Raw genomic sequence first — 17,003 nt, 5'->3', positions numbered from 1 at the left:
CGCGTGAAAAAGGATTCACGCAATCTGCTTTAAGTCCTTGATCTTAAGCATGTCTTTGCCCCGAAACCGGGACCACTTTCGGGAGACATGCTTTAGTGCTCGGCATCATTGCCCGCAGTCAGGCGGCCGCTTCGACCGGCAAGCCCGCAGCTCTCCATTCCGGCATGCCGTCCTCGAGGCGGCGCGCCGCAAGCCCGAGCGAGCGCAACGCAGCGACGGCCTCGAAGGACATCACGCACCAGGGACCGCGGCAATAGGCGACGATCTGCTTGCCGGCATCGGCGCTGCCGGACCACGCGTTGATTTCGCGGAGCGGCACATTGATCGCGCCCGGCACGTGGCCAAGCGCGAACTCATCGGCCGGACGAACGTCAATCAGTGTCACCAGTCCGTCGCGCATGAGTGCCTGCAGTTCCTCGCGCCCGACCGGCCGCATGTCGTCGCGCGCGTCGAAATAGCCGCGCACGATGCGGTCGACCTCGGCAAGCTGCCGTTCGGCGACGCCGCGAATGGCGGCGAAGGCCGACAGCACGCTCGCATCGGCGAGCGAATAATGCACGAACTTGCCGTCGCGTTCGGCCGAGACGATGCCGCCGCGGCGCAGCGCCTGAAGATGCTGGGAGATGTTGGCGACCGGCTGGCCGAGTTTCGCCGCGAGCGCCTCGACGCTGCGCGATCCTTGCGCCAGATGCTCGATCAACTCCAGGCGCAGCGGATGGCCGAGCGCCTTCGCGACGATCGCGAACTGTTCGTAGAGCGCCTGCTTCGGATTGCGGATTGACATCGGCCTTTCAGCGACGCATCGTCATTCAATGGAATAATTGAATGATAGTTTCGGCTTGCTGTCAAGCTCGGCTGCTTCGCCCGGGACGGCTGTCCGTTTGGAGGAAACGCAATGATTCTCAGGCAGTTCCTGCATACCGACCCGGTTGCCGCCTCCTACCTGTTCGGCTGCGGCGGCAAGGCGTCGGCGGCTGTCGTCGATCCGGTCGGCGACATCGTGCCCTATGTCGAGGCGGCGCGCGCGACCGGCATGCGCATCCTCTATGTCGTCGACACGCATATCCATGCCGACCACATCTCGGCCGGCCGGGCGCTTGCCGAGGCAACCGGCGCCGAATACGTGCTGTTCGAAGGCGCGGAAGCCGGCTTCCCGTTCCGGCGCGCGAAGGACGGCGAGGTGCTGGAGCTCGGCAATGTCACGGCAACGGTGATGCACACGCCGGGCCATACGCCGGAGCATTTGAGCCTTCTCGTCACCGACCGGACGCGATCGACCGAACCCTGGTTCGTGCTCACCGGGCACACGCTGATGGTCGGCGATCTCGGCCGCACCGAGCTTGCTTCCAGCGCCGAGGACGGCGCCCGCGCGCTCTTCGCCAGCGTGCGCCGGCTGAAGGGATTGCCCGACCATATCGAGGTGCTGCCCGGCGCCTATTCCGGTTCTGTCTGCGGCCGTTCGCTGAGCGGCAAGCCGACGTCGACCATCGGCTTCGAGCGACGCTTCAACAAGGCCTTCCGCATCGAGGACGAGGGTGAGTTCGTCGCCGCCATGACCGCCGATATCCCTCCCCCGCCGCCGGAAGCCGCGCGGACCCGGGCCGTCAACGCCGGAGCGAAACCTTGAGCGCAGCGGCGCCCGCCGTCGCGCTCGGCCTCAAGGCCAACTGGAAGCAGTTCGGGCTGCTGGTGCTGATCAACGCCTTCGTCGGCGGCATGGTCGGCATCGAGCGGACCGTGGTGCCGCTGATCGGCGCAGAGGAATTCGGTGTCGCCTCGACCACGCTGGTCGTGTCCTTCATCGTCAGCTTCGGCGTGGTCAAGGCCTGTGCCAACCTCGTCTCCGGCCAGCTCGCCGACACATGGGGCCGCAAGCGCGTGCTGATCCTGGGCTGGCTGTTCGGCGTGCCGGTGCCCTTCATCATCATCTGGGCGCCAAGCTGGGGCTGGATCGTCGCCGCCAACGCGTTGCTCGGCATCAACCAGGGGTTCGCCTGGTCGATGACGGTGATCATGAAGGTCGACCTGGTCGGGCCGAAGTCGCGCGGGCTCGCAGTCGGCCTCAACGAGTTCGCCGGCTACCTCGCGGTCGGCGTCACCGCCTTCCTCACCGGTTATCTCGCGAGCCGCTACGGGCTGCGTCCGGTGCCGATCTATCTCGGCGTCGGCTATGCGATCCTGGGTGCCGCGCTGTCGTTCCTGCTTGTGCGCGACACGCGCGAGCATGTGCGGCTGGAGCTGGCGAACCATCCGAAAGCAGCTTCGCCGCTGAGCTTTCGCGAGATCTTCATGCTGACCTCGTTCGGGAACCGCAACCTGTTCGCCGCATCGCAAGCCGGCCTGGTGAACAATCTCAATGACGGCATGAGCTGGGGATTGTTTCCCCTCTTCTTCGTTGCCAATGGACTCGGCGTCGAGCGCATCGGCATTCTCAAGGCGGTCTATCCGGCGGTGTGGGGCATCTTCCAGGTCGCCACCGGGCCGCTCAGCGACCGCTGGGGCCGCAAGGGCCTGATCGTCGCCGGCATGTGGGTGCAGGCGGCGGGGCTTCTCACCACCGCCATGACGCGCGATTTCAGCTGGTGGCTGCTGGCCAGCCTGCTGCTCGGCCTCGGCACTGCGATGGTCTATCCGAGCCTGATCGCGGCGGTGTCGGATGCGTCGCATCCCTCCTGGCGGGCGCGCTCGCTCAGCGTCTACCGCTTTTGGCGCGACCTCGGCTATGCGATCGGGGCGCTGTCGGCAGGCCTGATCGCCGACTTCTTCGGCTTCGCCGCGGCGATCGGGTCAGTCGCTGCGCTGACCTTCCTGTCGGGTGCGATCGTGGCGATAGCGATGCGCGAGACTGGCGTCGCCGTCCCATTTCCAGCGCCGGGCGATGGTTAACGCCGGCCCCAAACAAGGTTTCCGTTTACGATATCGTAAGCTTGTTGCTGCGGGACATGCGCCCGTCCGCTACAATTGCGTCAGTTGAATTTCCTCGAGATCGCGCATGAGCAGCCCGAACCGCATGCCGTGGGTGGATACGGCAAAAGGCCTTTCCATCCTCCTGGTGGTGATGATGTATTCGGCCTACAACACCGGCGAATACACCGGCGGCGTCGGCTTCCTGCATTATGTCATCGGCTTCGCGACGCCCTTCCGCATGCCGGAATTCTTCCTGATCTCGGGCCTGTTCCTGTCGCAGGTGATCGACCGGCCATGGCGGCGCTATATCGACCGCCGCGTCGTCCACTATCTCTACTTCTATGTGCTTTGGGCGATCATCTCGATCGGGCTGAAGATCGGCATCTTCAGCCGCGACCCGGCCGGCATGCTGCACGATCTCGCCATGGCCGTCGTCGAGCCGTACGGCGTCTTGTGGTTCATCTACATGCTGGCGGTCTTCGGGATCGTCATCCGCCTGTTGCGCGAGCTTCGCGTGCCGCACTGGATCGTCATCTTGGCTGCTGCCGTGCTGCAGATGTGGGCGCCGAAGCCGGACAGCTACGCGGTCGAGCAATTCGCGGCCTATTTCGTGTTCTTCTATCTCGGCTTCGTGCTCGCGCCGCTGATCTTCCGGCTGGTCGAATGGACGCAAGCTCGCCCGGCGATCGCCGTTGCGGGCCTGCTCGCATGGGCGCTCGTCAACGGCCTGCTCGTCTATTCGCCCGGCTATGCCATGCAGCCGGTCGGCATGCAGATGGGCCTGGCGGCATGGCCGCCGCTGCATCTGTCGCTTGCCGTCGCCGGCGCGGTTGCGCTCTGCGTCGCCGGCGGCTTCCTGTCGAAATTCGCGTCCATGGAATGGGTGCGCTGGCTCGGCGAGCATTCGCTGGTCGTCTATGTCGCCTTCACCATCCCGATGTCGATCTTCCGCGGTGTCATGCTGGCAAGCGGCCTTCTGACCGACACCGGCATGCTGAGCCTCGCGGTCCTGCTCGTCTCGGTCGTCAGCCCGGTGGTGCTCTACTTCATCGTCAAGCGCATCGGCTTCGGCATCTTCCTGTTCGAGCGGCCGGCCTGGGCGCATGTCGACGGGTCGAACGCCGCCAAGGCTTCCAACAAGCCTATGACGCGGCAGGCGCGCGAAGCGGCCTGACCGGGCCGCCCTCCCGCCTATTACTTGCCGCTGCTATGTCCCGGACGCCGCGCGGCCTTGATCTTGCCGCTGCTTCCGCCACCGCAGAAGAAGCAGCCGCCGCCATCGGATTCCAGCCCCGACACGCCGGAGGGCATCGCCAGTTCCTGCAGCACGTCGCCTGTGTCGGGATCGACGCGCACCAGATCGCCCTCCTCGCCCTCCCAGGTGGCATGCCAGAGCTCGCCATCGACCCAGGTGACGCCGGTGACGACGCGCTTCGATTCGATCGTGCGGATCACCTTGCCCGTTTCAGGATCGATCTGATGGATCTTATGTGCCCGATATTCGCCGACCCAGAGCGAGCCTTCGGCCCAGGCCATGCCTGAATCACCTCCGTTCCCGGGGGCGGGAATGGTTGCGACGACCTTGCCGATCTTCGGGTCGACCTTGTGAATGCGATCCTCGGCAATCTGGTAGAGATACTCGCCGTCGAAGGCGGTACCGGCATGCGAGGCGACATCGATCGTACGCACGATCATGCCGCTGTCAGGATCGAGCGCGTTCAGCCTGTCGCCACTGGCGAACCAGACATTTTCGCCGTCATAGGTAACACCGTTGACGCGCTCGACGCCGGGGAACGGTCCGTATTCACGCAGGATCTCGGCAGCGGCTCGTTTCATTTTCGATCTCCATTCGAACGATGGCCGCAGACTAGTCGGTCGGCAGCGGACCCGGGAGTAACAACACAGTCGGGAATCCGGTCACGGGCGGCATCATCCAGCGGCGCGCCCTGCCGCGGCCGACCGCCTGCACCTTGTTTGCCGTCGAAAGCTCCTCCAGCGCCCGCTGCACGGTGCGCGCGCTGGCGCCAAGCGCGATCGCCAGCGCCGAGCTCGACCAGGCCTCGCCATCGGCCAGGAAGGCGAGCACCGCGCCATGCTCATCCTCGACCGGCGGCGCAAGCACGACGACCCCGGCGGCCTTCAGCGGCGCGATGGCGAAACCGGCGGCGGTTGCGTTGATCTCGGCAAACTCACCGAGCTCGGCGCGCAGCCGTCCCATCTCGACCCTGAGCCGCGCACGATGCGATTCGTCGGCATGCCTGGCCCGGAAGGCGCGCCTCAGCAGCTCCTCGCGCGATGCGTCCGCCGGCCATGCCTCGGCGAGCGTGCGCGCCAGCGTAAACAGCACCGGCCGGGTCGCCAGCGACACGACCGCGTCGGCTTCGCGCACGACATTGCGGCAGGCATCGATAACCAGCGCGCCCGAGCCCAGCAATGCCTCAACCTCATCGAGCAGCAGATCCTTCTCCGCGCCGCGCGCAATCAACCGGCCGACCGGCGTGTTCAACACCAGGGATGCCGCTTCGACTTCGGCCCTCAAGGCCGGGATGTTGGCTTGGTAAGCGGCAAGCGATGCCCGGCCGAAGGCCGAGCGCGCCGCCTTTGTCCTGAGGCGGCGGACGGCAATGCCGGCCGCCGCCAGTTCATGCGCGACGCGCGCCACGGGCGGCAGCGGCGCCGGATCGAAATCCGAAAGCAGCCGCTCGGCCTCGTCGAGCCGGCCGATCAGGATGAGGCGGCGCGCCTCGAGGCTGCCGGCATAGGCGGCGTTCAGCCGGTCGCCATGCGTGGCGAGCGTCGCGCGGGCGGATCGCAGGGCCTTCTCCGGCCAGCCGAGGTCGCGCGAGACGAGCGCGATCTCGGCCTCGGCGACGACACAGCGCGCCCGCGCCACCGCTTCCCTCGGGCTGAAGGCGCGGGCGGCGTCCTTCAGCAGCGCCTTGGCCTTGGCGAAATCGCCGAGCTGCGCCATCGCGATGCCGCGCAACGCCAGCGCCGGCGCGTCGTCGCGCAGCGCGACGCGCTTCAGGGCGCCGAGCGGATCGCCAGCGGCAAGCGCGCGGCCGGCGGCGTTGATCAGCGAGTCCATGCCGTCGCCTCAAAGCCCGCCACAGCAAATCGCGTCATACTTGTAACTCCCACCATTGCGGTGTGCGGCCCTATGTCTGTCTTCGTCACCCCCCAACCAAACCCAAGAACGGGACAAGAGCAATGACCCAACACATGAAGACACCGCCGGTCGTTTCGCAGGAAGCATGGGAAGGCGCCTATGAAGAGATGCTGGTCAAGGAAAAGGCCGTCACCCGCGCCCGCGACGCTCTGGCCGCCGAACGCCGCCGCATGCCGTGGATGGAAGTCAAGAAGGACTATGTGTTCGAAGGCCCGAACGGCAAGGTGAGCCTGCTCGATTTGTTCGAAGGTCGCCGGCAGCTCGTCATCTACCGCGCCTTCTTCGAGCCGGGCGTCTATGGCTGGCCAGAGCATGCCTGCCGCGGCTGCTCGCTCGGCGCCGATCAGGTCGGCAACCTCGCCCATCTCAATGCCCGCGACACCACGCTTGCCTATGCCTCGCGCGCGCCGCAGGCCGACATCCAGCGGCTTAAGCAGCAGATGGACTGGAAGATGCCCTGGTACACCATCACCGACAGCTGGGATAAGGATTTCGGCGTCGACGAATGGCACGGCCACAACGTCTTCATCCATGACGGCAAGCGTATTTTCCGCACCTATTTCGTCAACAACCGCGGCGATGAAGCGTTCGGCACCGTCTGGAGCTATCTCGACGTCACGCCGCTCGGCCGCCAGGAGGTGTGGGAGGATTCGCCCGAGGGCTATCCGCAGACCCAGACCTACAAGTGGTGGAACTGGCACGACAGTTACGAAGCAGGTGCCGCCCCCGACCAGAGATGGGTCGAGGTGTCGGATGCCGGCGAAGCGGCGTTCCGCAACAAGAACGCCTGAGCGTGAAGCGACTCCGGCGGCGTGGAACTGCGCCGCCGGAGCCGATCGCTTCGCCCTAAGGGCTTGAAACCTGACCGCTTCAGAAGGTGGATATCATGAGCATCGACTCCCCTCGCCCGACCGGCTTGAGCGGCTTCGGCCTCGCCGACTGGCTCTGCCTCGCCGCGGCGCCGACCTTTGCAACAATGGCGCTGCTGACGCTCGCCTATGGCGGCCATGACATGATGTGCATGCCGGGCTCGGGCGCGTCGCTGCTCAGCGGCATGGCGCCGATGTATCTCCTGATGGCGGCCTTCCATCTTGCGCCATGGCTGCGGCTGGTGGGCAGGCGGGCATAAGGCTGGACCGGGACCGTTCAGCGGCCCCCGCCAATTGGAAGAAAAGTGCCGACGCTCGCTCCACCTAGCCTGGTTGGAGTTCGTTGGTAAGTACGCGCTCGTTGGGATCGATCGGACCCAAGTTCTTCACGACCCTGAATTGACCGCCCTGCGCCTGCGCGATGTACATGTTCATGCGAACATGATGCTGGCCGGGAACCATCTCGGCCGCACCTCCCGGCCCTTCGGCGATACGAGCATGGTCGAGTGCCCGGATGACCGCGTCGCGCTCGACACTGCCCGCCTCCTTCACGGCAGCTTCCCACATCTTGATCGCCCGGTAGTGCCCGGTGCACCCGCTGCCCGCAGTCAAGGTAGCGCCGCCGGGGAACCGTTCGCTGTAGCGCCGCAACAGCGCGCGACCGAACGGTTCGTCGAGTTCCTGGTAATAGTCGAGGCAGCTGTAGAGGCCCTCGATCTGCTCGGGCGGCACCAGGTTGAAGAAGTTCTCATCGAAGTAGGTGCAGACGATCCGGCCGCCGCGTTTGCCGAAGCCGGCCTTGTGCAGTTCTTCGAGGAACGGTGTCAGCCCCGGCGGGACGATGGTGTTGAAAACCACGTCGGTGCCGCTCGCCATGATCTGCTGCACCGTCCGCCGGAAATCGACAGTGTCCAGTGGAAAGTACTCCTCGCCGACGATCTCGCCGCCATTGGCGCGCACTACGTGGCTCGCGGCCTTGTTCAGCAAATGAGGCCAGATGTAATCGGCGGATGGCAGGTAGAATTTCCTGGCTCCCGTGGACTTCATGAGCCATGGGATCAGCGGCTCGACCTGCTGCGCGGGCACGGGGCCAGTGCAGAAGATCAGCGGATCGTTTTCCTGCCCCTCATACTGCTCGGTATAGAGGTAGAGCGTCCCGCCCCGGGTGACCGCCTCGCTCTTGATGGCCAGGCGGGTCGAACTGTAGATGCCGCCGACGACCACATCGACCTTGTCGACGTCGACTAGTTTCGCGGCCTTTGCCTTGGCGACGCTTTCGAGAGTTTCGCCATCCTCGATGACTAGCACCACCGGGCGGCCGAGGAGGCCGCCTTTGGCGTTGATGTCGTCGACAAGCATGGTGGTGAGGTTGGCGTTGGCGATGCCCATGAAAGACAATGGGCCGGTGAGCTCGGCGATAAGGCCGATCTTGATGGGTTTCGGATCCATCTGATTTCTCCGATTCTGGGGGTCGTCTTCTGGGGTTTCGTTGGGCGCGCCGCCGCCGACGGCAGGCAGCGCGCAGGGGTTGACCTCAGGCCTCGTAGTGGCCCAGCAGCAATGCCGCCTGCGGCTTGCCGACATGGCCGGCTTCCTGCAGGATCGCGGGGACTTCCGGATCCGACACGAAATTCTTCCAACCCTCGGCGTCCCAGTCGAAGATCGCCCAGACGCGGTCAGGCTCGCTCGGGTCGCGGAACACGGTTGCGCCGTTCGAGCCGTGCAGCCGGCGCTTGTCGGCGCCCTTGGTCGAAAAGATACGGATGAAGCGGTCGACGTCCGCCACCTTGGTCGTTGCGAGAAGCATCTGATTTCCTCCTGTCGGTCGCGGCCACCATTGGTCCGTCGACAGGATCACGATGCGCGCGCCGGAGCGGGCGCACATGGGGTGGATTCCCTATGCCGGCATTTCGCCCGGCCGGACAAGGCCATGCTCGACCGCATAGAGCGCGGCACCGGCGCGGGTGGCCACGCCGATCTTGGAGTAGACGCTCTGGATGTGGTGGTCGGCGGTCTTGGGCGAGATATCGAGCTTGCGAGCCGTCTCCTTCGCCGTAAGGCCGGCGGCGATCAGGCGCAGCACCTCGATCTCGCGCCGCGTCATCCCGGCTAGCGCCTGCGGCAAAGCCCGGCGCGACTGCTGCCCGGCGAAGGACAATACGGCCTCGGCAGCGTCGGGGCAGATACAGCCGTCACGAACAGCTGCACGCAACTGCGTCGCCGCCGCCTCGCTGGACAGCGCCTTGCGGTGCGGACGTTCCTCCCGCGACGTCTGAAAGGCCTCGGCAGCGGCCAGGATCCTGGCCGCCGGAGACAGGTCGGAACCGCTGACCTTGCGGTGATATCCCGAACCGTCCAGGCGCTCGTGATGGCGCAGCACGAGCGCGCCCATCGCATCGCCGTCGTGGCCGAAGGAAGCCAGCGCCCGCTCACCGTAATAAGCGTGCAGCTGCGCGGCGTCGCGCTCACGCACCGACAGCGGGCCGTTGCGCATCCAGGTCGCCACGGGCACGACGAGTTCGCCGATATCATGGATGCAGCCCGACCAGCGCAGCGCGCGCACATCAGTCCCGGGCAGCCCGATCCGTGCCCCCGCACCCGCGGCCAGTTCCGACACCATCCGCGAATGGCCCTGCGTAAACGGCATGCGCATGTCGATCATGTCGGCAATGGCGAGGAACGCCTCATCGCAAGCCCCCTCGTCCAGCGTTACCGGCGGATCGGGCTCCAGCGCCAAAATCGTCTCGCGGTCGACCGTCGCGCCGATGCCGTCCATCAAGGCCGCCGCGTTGGCCGAGACGAGCCGGGCCAGACCCGCTTCATATGGGCCATCCGCGCGACTGGCGATGGTTTCGGCCATCCCGTCGATGCCGACTGCCTCGCTGAGCGCGATTGCATCCTGCGCCAGCGTGATCAGACGGACGGCCGGCAGGACATCCTCGCCGCTTAAGCCGCGCGGCAGGCCCTTGCCGTCCCAGCGTTCGTAGATCTGGCCAAGGTTGCGTCGGATGCCGTCGGACAGGCCAAGCCGCTCGCCGATCCGCTGAGCGACCTCGCAATGCGCGGTGAGCACCGGGCGGGCTACGGCGAGCGCCTGCGACATCGCGGCCTCGATCGCCCTGGCCTGCGCGTCAGGCTCGAGATCGTAGTAGAACCGCTTGAAGGCCTGCACGAAGACCCTGCCCAATTCCGCACGGTTGCCCATGTCGAGACCGACGAGATCCTGGCGGAGCGCGATTTCGTCGCCGAAGGTGGCCGAGAGCAGGTCGGTGTCGGCATTGCAGCCGACATAACGCAGCATAGACTGGTGATAGGCGTTACGCCGAACCTCGTCGGAAAGGCCCGCAAGCTTGGCGATCCGCATTGCAAGCACGCAGGATTTCAGCGCGAAATCACGCGAATGGCCAGTGGCAAGGTCCGAAGCATAGGCCAGGACCATCATGAAGTCCGCCCGGCGTATCGAGGCGTCTGTCATCGTGCACATCCCCAGTGCGCCTCATGCTACCCCCACGAGCCAGCAATACCTAGGGGAAAGGTCCCCAAGCCTGCTGTCATTTGCGGCGAGACCGCTTTGCCTGGGCCGTAGCCCGAACGTCGGCGATTGGAGGGGCCAATCCGGGCGGGCGCCTCGCTGCTCAGCGGCATGGCGCCGATGTGTCCTGTCGATGGTGGCCTTCCATCTTGCAACACGACTGCGGCTGATGGCGCGGCGGAGGTCAGATCTTCGCTGAGCGCCGTATCCTGATCACCGCTGCGAAATCGGAGGTCCGACCGCTGCCCTTCCAGGTCTTGACGAAAATAGGCGCGCCTGAGACACGGGAGCAAATGGACATTTGCTCCATGGGAGATCAGCAGGCGGTGGGCAGGCTTTGAAGCGCGTTTTTCGATTGCTCGCCGCTGCGATCATGGCGTCCGGTATGACCGGATGCACCAGCATTTCCTACTACGCGCAGTCGTTGGAGGGCCATGTCGAGATCATGGCCGCGCGCAAGAATGTTGCGACGCTGATCCATGATCCTTCGACGCCGGAGCCATTGCGTGCCAAGCTGACCTCGGCCAGCGCCATACGTCGCTTTGCCACGCAAGAACTGGCATTGCCCGACAACAGCAGCTACCGCAGTTATGTCGACGTCGGTCGCAACGATGTGACCTTGGCGGTCTTTGCCGCGCCGCAATTCTCTCTCGCTCCGGTAACATGGTGCTTTCCGGTCTTTGGCTGCGTTCCCTACAAGGGCTATTTTTCGCGCAAGGACGCGCTCGAAAATGCCGCTGGACTGCAGCGGCAGGGGCTGGACGTCTATGTGACGGGCATCACGGCATACTCCACGCTGGGCTGGTTCAGCGATCCGTTGCTCAGCACCATGCTGCGCCAGAACGACACCTACCTCGCAAGCCTCGTTTTCCATGAGTTGGCGCATCAGAAAGTCTATGTGAACGGCGACTCCGCGTTCAACGAGGCTTTCGCTGTTTCCGTCGAAACCACCGGCACGAGGAAATGGCTGGGCGCCACCGGCAATCGCGCCGGGTTGCGCAGTTACGAAGCCGATCGCAGGCGCAAGGCCGATTTTCTCGGACTGATCGCGAAGACCCGGGACGAGCTGAGCCAGGTCTATGGAAGCCCCCGTCGCCCGGAGCAGAAGGCAGCCGACAAAGCCGCCACCATCGACAGGCTGCGGACGCGCTACCGGCAAATGCGCGACCAGCGATGGGCCGGATACCGCGGATACGACGCCTGGTTCGATAGCCCCATCAACAACGCAAAGCTTGCCGCGACCGCTGTCTATGGCGAAGAGGTTCCGGCGTTTCTCCGCTTGTTCGACTTGTGCTCCGGCGACTATCCAAGGTTCTACGCCTCTGTTCGACGGATCGGAAATCTGCCCGCATCTTCCCGGGCCGATGCGCTCAAGGCCGCTGCCACGTGCAATTGACAATGTAGGGAAATCGGTATCCGGAAGCGGCGCAGACAATGTTGGACAATTATGAGGTGGACAGATTCGGCGTCATCCACCAGATCGACTTCACGCCGATCAAATACGACAAGAAGTACATCTCCTATTACGAGGACCTGAGCGACCGGACCATCAAGCTCGGCTATCAGCGGCTTGGCTGGGTGCTCGGCATCACCGGCGAGATTCCTCGCTCGGTGCTGGAAATCGGATATGGCACCGGCACATTCATCGAAGCCGCGAAAATAACCGGCGTCGCCGATTGCGCCGGCTGCGATATCGCGGAGTTCCCTCTGCCCAAGGGGGTTCGCTTCGTCGATTGGAATCAGGCGCTCGCCGGCACGTGGGATCTCGTCGCCATGTTCGACGTGCTCGAGCACATCCCCGATCTCAGTTTCCTTTCCCGCCTTCAGACCCGCCACCTGGCCGTCGCCGTCCCCTATTGCCGCTGGCGAGAGCTCGGCGCCGACGGCGACACCTGGTTCGCCAACTGGCGCATGCGCCTGCCCAACGAGCACCTGCACCATTTCGACCGCGACTCGCTGGTGGGGCTGCTCGCGGCCAGCGGTTTCGAATGCGTGACGCTGAACTGCTTCGAGGACGGGATCAGACTGCGGCCCGGCGAAGCGGGCCCGAACATCCTGTCCGGCTTCTTCAGGAAGCCTTAGACCGGTTGCGGTTGATGAGCCTACGTCACACCGCGACCGGCTCAGGCGCCGGCAGCTTCATTGCCGGCGCATAGCTGCGTGGCGCGAGACGGAAGGTCAGCACCATCACGATCGAGATGCAGGCGAGGTGCAGCAGCCAGCCGGCGCGAAAGCCGCCGGCCATGTCGTGCAGCACCGCGACGATCCAGGGCGGTATCGCGGCGATGAGGAAGCCGCCGCCTTGCATCATGGCCGACAGCGCGCCGGCCTCCGCCGGGTCCGGCAGATGTTCGAGCGCGACGATCATGGTGAGCGAGAAGGAACCGCCCAGCCCCGCTCCCAGCAGGAGCGCGAGGATGAAGGGCGCGGTCTGGGGCTGCAGGATCAACCCGGCAAAACCAACTGCCTGCATGGCCAAGGTCAGCCAGAGCCACGGCCGGCGGTCCGCGCTTTTGCGGGCAAGGGCCGGCAGCAGCAGGGCCGAGAGCGCCTGCCCCACGGCCATGACCGCCAGCAGGCCGCCGCTGGAAGCGCTCGTCCAGCCTTGCTCCTGATAGTAGGGTGCCAGCCAGGCAACCGAGGTCGAGTAGCCGCCATTGACGAGGCCGAAGCGGGCCATCAGCAACCAGGTGCGCGGCCGCTTGAGGAAGCCCGCTGCCGCGTTCCTGCCTTGCGGGCGGATGGCGTCGCGCGGCAAGCAGGCCAAGGCGAGCACAACCGCGACCAATGCCGGCAACGCCATCCAGGCGAGCCCGAAATGCCAGTCGCCCGAGGCCGTGGCGATCAGCGGCGCAAGCTGCGCGCCAAGCGCGCCGCCGCCCATCAGCATCGATGAGTAAAGCCCCATCACGAGGCTGACATGGCGGGGGAATTGGCGCTTGACGATGCCGGGAAACACGGCCTGTACGACAGCCGCCCCAAGCCCGAGCAAGGCGGCGGTGCCCACCATTCCGGGACCAGTCGACACGAAGAGGCGCAGGAAGGATGCGAGGGCAAGAATGGCGAGCGCCGCGATGACCGCCCGGCTGGCGCCAATCAGCGCCTGCAAGGACGGGCCGGCAAAGGCGAGGATCCCCATCAGCAGCATCGGCACCAGCGTCAGCAGCGCGATGCCCTGCGTGCCGAGACCGGTTTCGGCCCGCATGCCCGCAGCCAGCGGACCGATGCCGGTGATGAACGGCCTGAGGTTGAGCCCGACCAGGGCGACCACGGCAAGCATGAGAAAGCGGCTGGACGCCGCCTCGATACTTTTCTGTCCGTTCAGGTCGCCGCCCATTTTTCTCAATTTGCGCCGGCGGCCATGAGGAGCTTTTCGATCGCCTTGAAGCCGCGGTCACGGGCATGCCGCAGCGGCGTCACGCCATCGCCGTCGGCGAGATTGACGTCGGCTCCGGCCTTGATGAGCAATTCGACGATCTGCCGGTGACGCTCGCCGCCGTCGCCAAGGATGATGGCTTCCAGCAGCGCGGTCCAACCGAGCCTGTTGACATGGTCGACGTCGACACCGGCCTCGATCAGCGTGCGCACGGTCTCGACATGGCCGCGCTCGGAAGCCGGGATGAGCGCGGTGCCGCCATAGCGGTTGATGCTCTCGAGATCGGCGCCATGCGCGAGCGCCAGCCTGAGGATTTCGAGATGCCCGCGCGCGCCGGCGTAGAGGTACGGGCTGTCCTCGATGTTGTCCTTGGCGTTGACGTTCGCTCCGGCAGCGATCAGCGCGCTCGCGGCGGCGATCCTGTTGTCGTGCGTGGCGACAAGCAGCGGCGTGGCGCCGGTGCCGTCGCGCGCGTCGATCTCGGCGCCTTGCGACAAAAGCCTGCCGATGGCATCCACGTCGTCAGCGGCGGCCGCGGCGTGCAAAGGGGTTGTGCGCATGGTTTCTCCTGACGCGATCGCCGAAACGCAAGCGAGCACCAGCAAGGCAAAAACAAAAAAGAGACGATGCATTCCTGGCTCCTACCGGCTGTGGCCACGCATGGTCTTGTCCGCGCTTCCAGATAGGGCCGCGCAGAGGCATTTAGAAATTAAATGTATGCATCGATCACATTATGATTTTAAATGATCGACACCGATGTACCGGCGAAATGGGAAAGATGCTCGATCCGCGCCTTCTGCGAGCCTTCATTGCGATTGCCGACGCCGGCAGCTTCACCCAGGCGGCGGAGCGGCTGAACATGACGCAATCGACGATCAGCCAGCAGCTTGCACGGCTGGAGGACGCGGTCGGGCAAAGCCTGGTCGATCGCGACACGAGGCCGATCCAGCCGACGGCCGCGGGCGAACGCCTGCTTGGCTATGCGCGTCGCATCCTCGATTTGCAGCACGAAGCGGAAACGGCGCTTGGCGATCCGGCCGGCACCGCGCCGGTGCGGATCGGCGTGCCGGAGGATATCGTCAATTCGCAGATGGCGGACGTGTTCGGCGGTTTCGCCAAGGGCAACCGCGCGGCGCGGCTGGACGTCACCGCCGGCTTGAGCCGCGACCTCGCCCGGCGCTATCGCGCCGGCGAGTTCGACATCGTGGTGGTCAAGGAGGCGGTCGCGGACCCCGACTGCCGGGCGAGCTTTCCCGAACCGATGGCGTGGTTCGAAAGCGCTGACCGGCAATCCGATTGGGCCGATCCCATCCCGCTGGTCGTCTTTCCGCCCGGCGGCCTCTATCGCGAGGCCATGTTCGAGCGGATCGAACGCGAACAACGGCGCTGGTACATCGCCTTCTCCGGCAGCAGCCTGCGCAACGTGCTGGTCGGCGTCGAGGCCGGGCTCGGCCTGTCGTTGCTGCCCAAAAGCGCGGTGGCCGGGCGTCATGTCCAGCCCTATGCGGCGTTCGGCGCCGCGCCCCCGATGGTGGTCTCCCTCTATGCCTGGGAAAAGACCGGGCCGGTCGCGGAACTGGCCGATCGGATGACCGCGGTCCTCGCCGCCAGATTTCATGCATCCGAACGATTGCGGGAATGACCGCCCGCATTGCCTTCCGCGCCGGCTCGCACAATAGTCGGGCCGATGTTCGAGGCGATTGCGAGTCACTGGTCGACGCTTATCCTAATCCTTTCGCTGGCGATGGCGGCGGTGGGCATCGTCCACGCCATCATGACCAAGGAAGACGTGCGCGCGGCCACCGGCTGGGTGGGCGTGATGCTGTTGTCGCCGTTCCTCGGCGCAATCATCTACGCCATCGCCGGCATCAACCGCATCCGCCGCGCGACGATCAGCGCCATGCGCCCTGTCTCCAGCGAGGCCGCCGCCGCCAGGCATGACCGCGACGTCGCGCTTGAAGCCCTGATCAACGCCGAATACGGCCAGCGTTTCACCGGGCTGAAGACGCTTGGCGACAGGGTGGCGCGGCGCCCCCTCACCTCGGGAAACACCATCGCCGTGCTCAAGACCGGCGACGAGGCCTATACGGCGATGTGCGGGGCGATCGATGCGGCGCAGAAAAGCGTGCTGCTCGAAACCTATATCTTCGACAATGACGCGGTGGGCGCGCTTTTCGTCCAGTCGCTCGGCAACGCCGTCAAGCGCGGCGTCACCGTGCGGGTGCTGATCGACGCCGTCGGCGTGCGCTATTCGGTGCCCAGCATCCTGAAGCAACTCAGGGAAGCCGACGTCACCGTCGATCTGTTCAACGGCAATATCGTCATGGGCCTGAGACTTCCCTATGCCAATCTCAGGACCCACAGGAAGATCCTGATCGTCGACGGCACGGTGGCGTTCACCGGAGGCATGAACATCCGCAAGGGATTCTCGGCCGAATTCGCCGGTTCCGACAGTTCGCGCGACACCCATTTCGAGGTCACCGGGCCGGTGGTGGCGGACCTGTTCTCGGTTGCCGCCGAGGACTGGCGCTTTGCCGGCAACGAGGCCTTGAAGGACGGACCCTGGCAGGTCGAGCGCGCCGCGCCGCCGCCCGGGCAGCCAATGTTGGTGCGCGCGGTCGCGAGCGGGCCGGACGCGTCCAACGAAACCAATCTCAAGCTGCTGATGGGCGCGTTCTCTGTCGCCCGCAAATCGATCCGCATCATGTCGCCCTATTTCCTGCCGGACCGGGAATTCATCAGCGCGCTGACCACCGCCGGCCGGCGCGGTGTCGAAATCGACATCGTCGTGCCGGCGGTGAACAACCTTTTCCTCGTCGACCATGCGATGACGGCGCAGTTCGACCAGGTCTTGAAGCACTATTGCCGGGTCTGGCGCCATGAAGGCGTATTCGACCATTCGAAGCTGATGGCGATCGACGGCGTGTGGGCCTATGTCGGCTCTTCCAACCTGGACGCGCGCTCGCTGAGACTGAATTTCGAGATCGACATGGAAGTGCTGGATGAAAACTTCGCCGCCGAGATCGACGCCCGCATCGGGGCGGCCATCTCGACCGCCCAGCCGGTGACGCTGCAGACGCTGAAGGCAAGGCCGTTCGCAATCCGCGTCTTCGACCGCTTGCTATGGCTGGGATCGCCCTATCTTTAGAA

General features: G+C 65.3%; 17 protein-coding genes. 9 read left to right on the top strand and 8 right to left on the bottom strand.

Going from position 1 to position 17,003, the window contains the following annotated elements:
* Nucleotides 1–118 precede the first annotated feature (118 nt).
* On the bottom strand, nt 119–784 hold the full coding sequence (locus tag WDX12_RS24715) for an ArsR/SmtB family transcription factor (protein WP_434722359.1): 666 nt from the start codon (nt 782–784) through the stop codon (nt 119–121).
* 111 nt (nt 785–895) lie between these two features.
* On the opposite strand from WDX12_RS24715, the gene WDX12_RS24710 reads away from it, so the two are divergent.
* The 3 genes from WDX12_RS24710 to WDX12_RS24700 all read left to right on the top strand — a co-directional run bounded on the left by WDX12_RS24710 (nt 896) and on the right by WDX12_RS24700 (nt 4,081).
* Complete coding sequence (locus tag WDX12_RS24710) at nt 896–1,627, top strand: MBL fold metallo-hydrolase (protein WP_434722358.1); 732 nt, start codon at nt 896–898, stop codon at nt 1,625–1,627.
* On the top strand, nt 1,624–2,886 hold the full coding sequence (locus tag WDX12_RS24705) for an MFS transporter (protein WP_434722357.1): 1,263 nt from the start codon (nt 1,624–1,626) through the stop codon (nt 2,884–2,886). Before WDX12_RS24710 ends, WDX12_RS24705 begins: the two co-directional genes overlap by 4 nt.
* Before the next feature lie 106 nt (nt 2,887–2,992).
* Nucleotides 2,993–4,081, top strand: a complete 1,089-nt coding sequence (locus WDX12_RS24700) for an acyltransferase family protein (protein ID WP_434722356.1) — start codon at nt 2,993–2,995, stop codon at nt 4,079–4,081.
* A 20-nt stretch (nt 4,082–4,101) separates the two neighbouring features.
* Here WDX12_RS24700 and WDX12_RS24695 read toward each other — a convergent pair whose 3' ends face one another.
* Nucleotides 4,102–4,743 (bottom strand): Vgb family protein, encoded by a 642-nt coding sequence (locus WDX12_RS24695; RefSeq protein ID WP_434722355.1) that lies wholly within the window; start codon nt 4,741–4,743, stop codon nt 4,102–4,104.
* Nucleotides 4,744–4,774: 31 nt separating this feature from the next.
* Nucleotides 4,775–5,995: a helix-turn-helix domain-containing protein gene (locus WDX12_RS24690; RefSeq protein WP_434722354.1), complete on the bottom strand. Its 1,221-nt coding sequence runs from the start codon at nt 5,993–5,995 to the stop codon at nt 4,775–4,777.
* Between the two features lie 122 nt (nt 5,996–6,117).
* Between WDX12_RS24690 and WDX12_RS24685 the strand changes: the two genes are divergently transcribed.
* Together WDX12_RS24685 and WDX12_RS24680 are read left to right on the top strand one after the other, a co-directional pair.
* Nucleotides 6,118–6,867: a DUF899 domain-containing protein gene (locus WDX12_RS24685; RefSeq protein WP_320297420.1), complete on the top strand. Its 750-nt coding sequence runs from the start codon at nt 6,118–6,120 to the stop codon at nt 6,865–6,867.
* Between the two features lie 95 nt (nt 6,868–6,962).
* Complete coding sequence (locus tag WDX12_RS24680) at nt 6,963–7,205, top strand: hypothetical protein (RefSeq protein ID WP_434722353.1); 243 nt, start codon at nt 6,963–6,965, stop codon at nt 7,203–7,205.
* Between the two features lie 64 nt (nt 7,206–7,269).
* On the opposite strand, the gene WDX12_RS24675 is transcribed toward WDX12_RS24680, so the two are convergent.
* The 3 genes from WDX12_RS24675 to WDX12_RS24665 all read right to left on the bottom strand — a co-directional run bounded on the left by WDX12_RS24675 (nt 7,270) and on the right by WDX12_RS24665 (nt 10,420).
* Complete coding sequence (locus WDX12_RS24675) at nt 7,270–8,394, bottom strand: substrate-binding protein (RefSeq protein ID WP_434722352.1); 1,125 nt, start codon at nt 8,392–8,394, stop codon at nt 7,270–7,272.
* A gap of 85 nt (nt 8,395–8,479) precedes the next feature.
* Nucleotides 8,480–8,752, bottom strand: coding sequence for a hypothetical protein (locus tag WDX12_RS24670; protein WP_091581466.1), 273 nt, complete (start codon nt 8,750–8,752; stop codon nt 8,480–8,482).
* Nucleotides 8,753–8,842: 90 nt separating this feature from the next.
* Nucleotides 8,843–10,420 carry an HD domain-containing phosphohydrolase gene (locus tag WDX12_RS24665; RefSeq protein ID WP_434722351.1) on the bottom strand — a complete coding sequence of 526 codons (1,578 nt, stop codon included), beginning with the start codon at nt 10,418–10,420 and terminating at the stop codon, nt 8,843–8,845.
* A gap of 430 nt (nt 10,421–10,850) precedes the next feature.
* Between WDX12_RS24665 and WDX12_RS24660 the strand changes: the two genes are divergently transcribed.
* Together WDX12_RS24660 and WDX12_RS24655 are read left to right on the top strand one after the other, a co-directional pair.
* Nucleotides 10,851–11,873, top strand: coding sequence for an aminopeptidase (locus tag WDX12_RS24660; protein ID WP_434725703.1), 1,023 nt, complete (start codon nt 10,851–10,853; stop codon nt 11,871–11,873).
* Between the two features lie 56 nt (nt 11,874–11,929).
* Complete coding sequence (locus tag WDX12_RS24655; RefSeq protein ID WP_434722350.1) at nt 11,930–12,559, top strand: class I SAM-dependent methyltransferase; 630 nt, start codon at nt 11,930–11,932, stop codon at nt 12,557–12,559.
* Nucleotides 12,560–12,584: 25 nt separating this feature from the next.
* Here WDX12_RS24655 and WDX12_RS24650 read toward each other — a convergent pair whose 3' ends face one another.
* Entirely contained in the window at nt 12,585–13,814 is a 1,230-nt protein-coding gene (locus WDX12_RS24650) for a cyanate transporter (protein ID WP_434722349.1), read from the bottom strand.
* Between the two features lie 5 nt (nt 13,815–13,819).
* The gene (locus WDX12_RS24645) at nt 13,820–14,413 is read right to left on the bottom strand and encodes an ankyrin repeat domain-containing protein (protein ID WP_434722348.1); all 594 of its coding nucleotides are present in this window, start codon (nt 14,411–14,413) and stop codon (nt 13,820–13,822) included.
* A gap of 173 nt (nt 14,414–14,586) precedes the next feature.
* Between WDX12_RS24645 and WDX12_RS24640 the strand changes: the two genes are divergently transcribed.
* Both WDX12_RS24640 and WDX12_RS24635 read left to right on the top strand, forming a co-directional pair.
* Entirely contained in the window at nt 14,587–15,495 is a 909-nt protein-coding gene (locus WDX12_RS24640) for a LysR family transcriptional regulator (RefSeq protein ID WP_434722347.1), read from the top strand.
* Nucleotides 15,496–15,540: 45 nt separating this feature from the next.
* Complete coding sequence (locus WDX12_RS24635) at nt 15,541–17,001, top strand: phospholipase D-like domain-containing protein (RefSeq protein WP_320297428.1); 1,461 nt, start codon at nt 15,541–15,543, stop codon at nt 16,999–17,001.
* Nucleotides 17,002–17,003 lie beyond the last annotated feature (2 nt).

This window comes from Mesorhizobium sp. RIZ17 (genome assembly GCF_051127865.1).
GTDB classification, from domain to species: Bacteria; Pseudomonadota; Alphaproteobacteria; order Rhizobiales; family Rhizobiaceae; genus Mesorhizobium; species Mesorhizobium humile.
This window is presented reverse-complemented; position numbering and strand designations above follow the sequence as displayed.

What these genes read in the sequence shown, in the direction of transcription:
- WDX12_RS24715 (WP_434722359.1), bottom strand. Translation starts at nt 784, where the DNA reads ATGTCAATCCGCAATCCGAAGCAGGCGCTCTACGAACAGTTCGCGATC.
- WDX12_RS24710 (WP_434722358.1), top strand. Translation starts at nt 896, where the DNA reads ATGATTCTCAGGCAGTTCCTGCATACCGACCCGGTTGCCGCCTCCTAC.
- WDX12_RS24700 (WP_434722356.1), top strand. Translation starts at nt 2,993, where the DNA reads ATGAGCAGCCCGAACCGCATGCCGTGGGTGGATACGGCAAAAGGCCTT.
- WDX12_RS24695 (WP_434722355.1), bottom strand. Translation starts at nt 4,743, where the DNA reads ATGAAACGAGCCGCTGCCGAGATCCTGCGTGAATACGGACCGTTCCCC.
- WDX12_RS24690 (WP_434722354.1), bottom strand. Translation starts at nt 5,995, where the DNA reads ATGGACTCGCTGATCAACGCCGCCGGCCGCGCGCTTGCCGCTGGCGAT.
- WDX12_RS24685 (WP_320297420.1), top strand. Translation starts at nt 6,118, where the DNA reads ATGACCCAACACATGAAGACACCGCCGGTCGTTTCGCAGGAAGCATGG.
- WDX12_RS24680 (WP_434722353.1), top strand. Translation starts at nt 6,963, where the DNA reads ATGAGCATCGACTCCCCTCGCCCGACCGGCTTGAGCGGCTTCGGCCTC.
- WDX12_RS24675 (WP_434722352.1), bottom strand. Translation starts at nt 8,394, where the DNA reads ATGGATCCGAAACCCATCAAGATCGGCCTTATCGCCGAGCTCACCGGC.
- WDX12_RS24670 (WP_091581466.1), bottom strand. Translation starts at nt 8,752, where the DNA reads ATGCTTCTCGCAACGACCAAGGTGGCGGACGTCGACCGCTTCATCCGT.
- WDX12_RS24665 (WP_434722351.1), bottom strand. Translation starts at nt 10,420, where the DNA reads ATGACAGACGCCTCGATACGCCGGGCGGACTTCATGATGGTCCTGGCC.
- WDX12_RS24660 (WP_434725703.1), top strand. Translation starts at nt 10,851, where the DNA reads ATGGCGTCCGGTATGACCGGATGCACCAGCATTTCCTACTACGCGCAG.
- WDX12_RS24650 (WP_434722349.1), bottom strand. Translation starts at nt 13,814, where the DNA reads ATGGGCGGCGACCTGAACGGACAGAAAAGTATCGAGGCGGCGTCCAGC.
- WDX12_RS24645 (WP_434722348.1), bottom strand. Translation starts at nt 14,413, where the DNA reads ATGCGCACAACCCCTTTGCACGCCGCGGCCGCCGCTGACGACGTGGAT.
- WDX12_RS24640 (WP_434722347.1), top strand. Translation starts at nt 14,587, where the DNA reads ATGATTTTAAATGATCGACACCGATGTACCGGCGAAATGGGAAAGATG.
- WDX12_RS24635 (WP_320297428.1), top strand. Translation starts at nt 15,541, where the DNA reads ATGTTCGAGGCGATTGCGAGTCACTGGTCGACGCTTATCCTAATCCTT.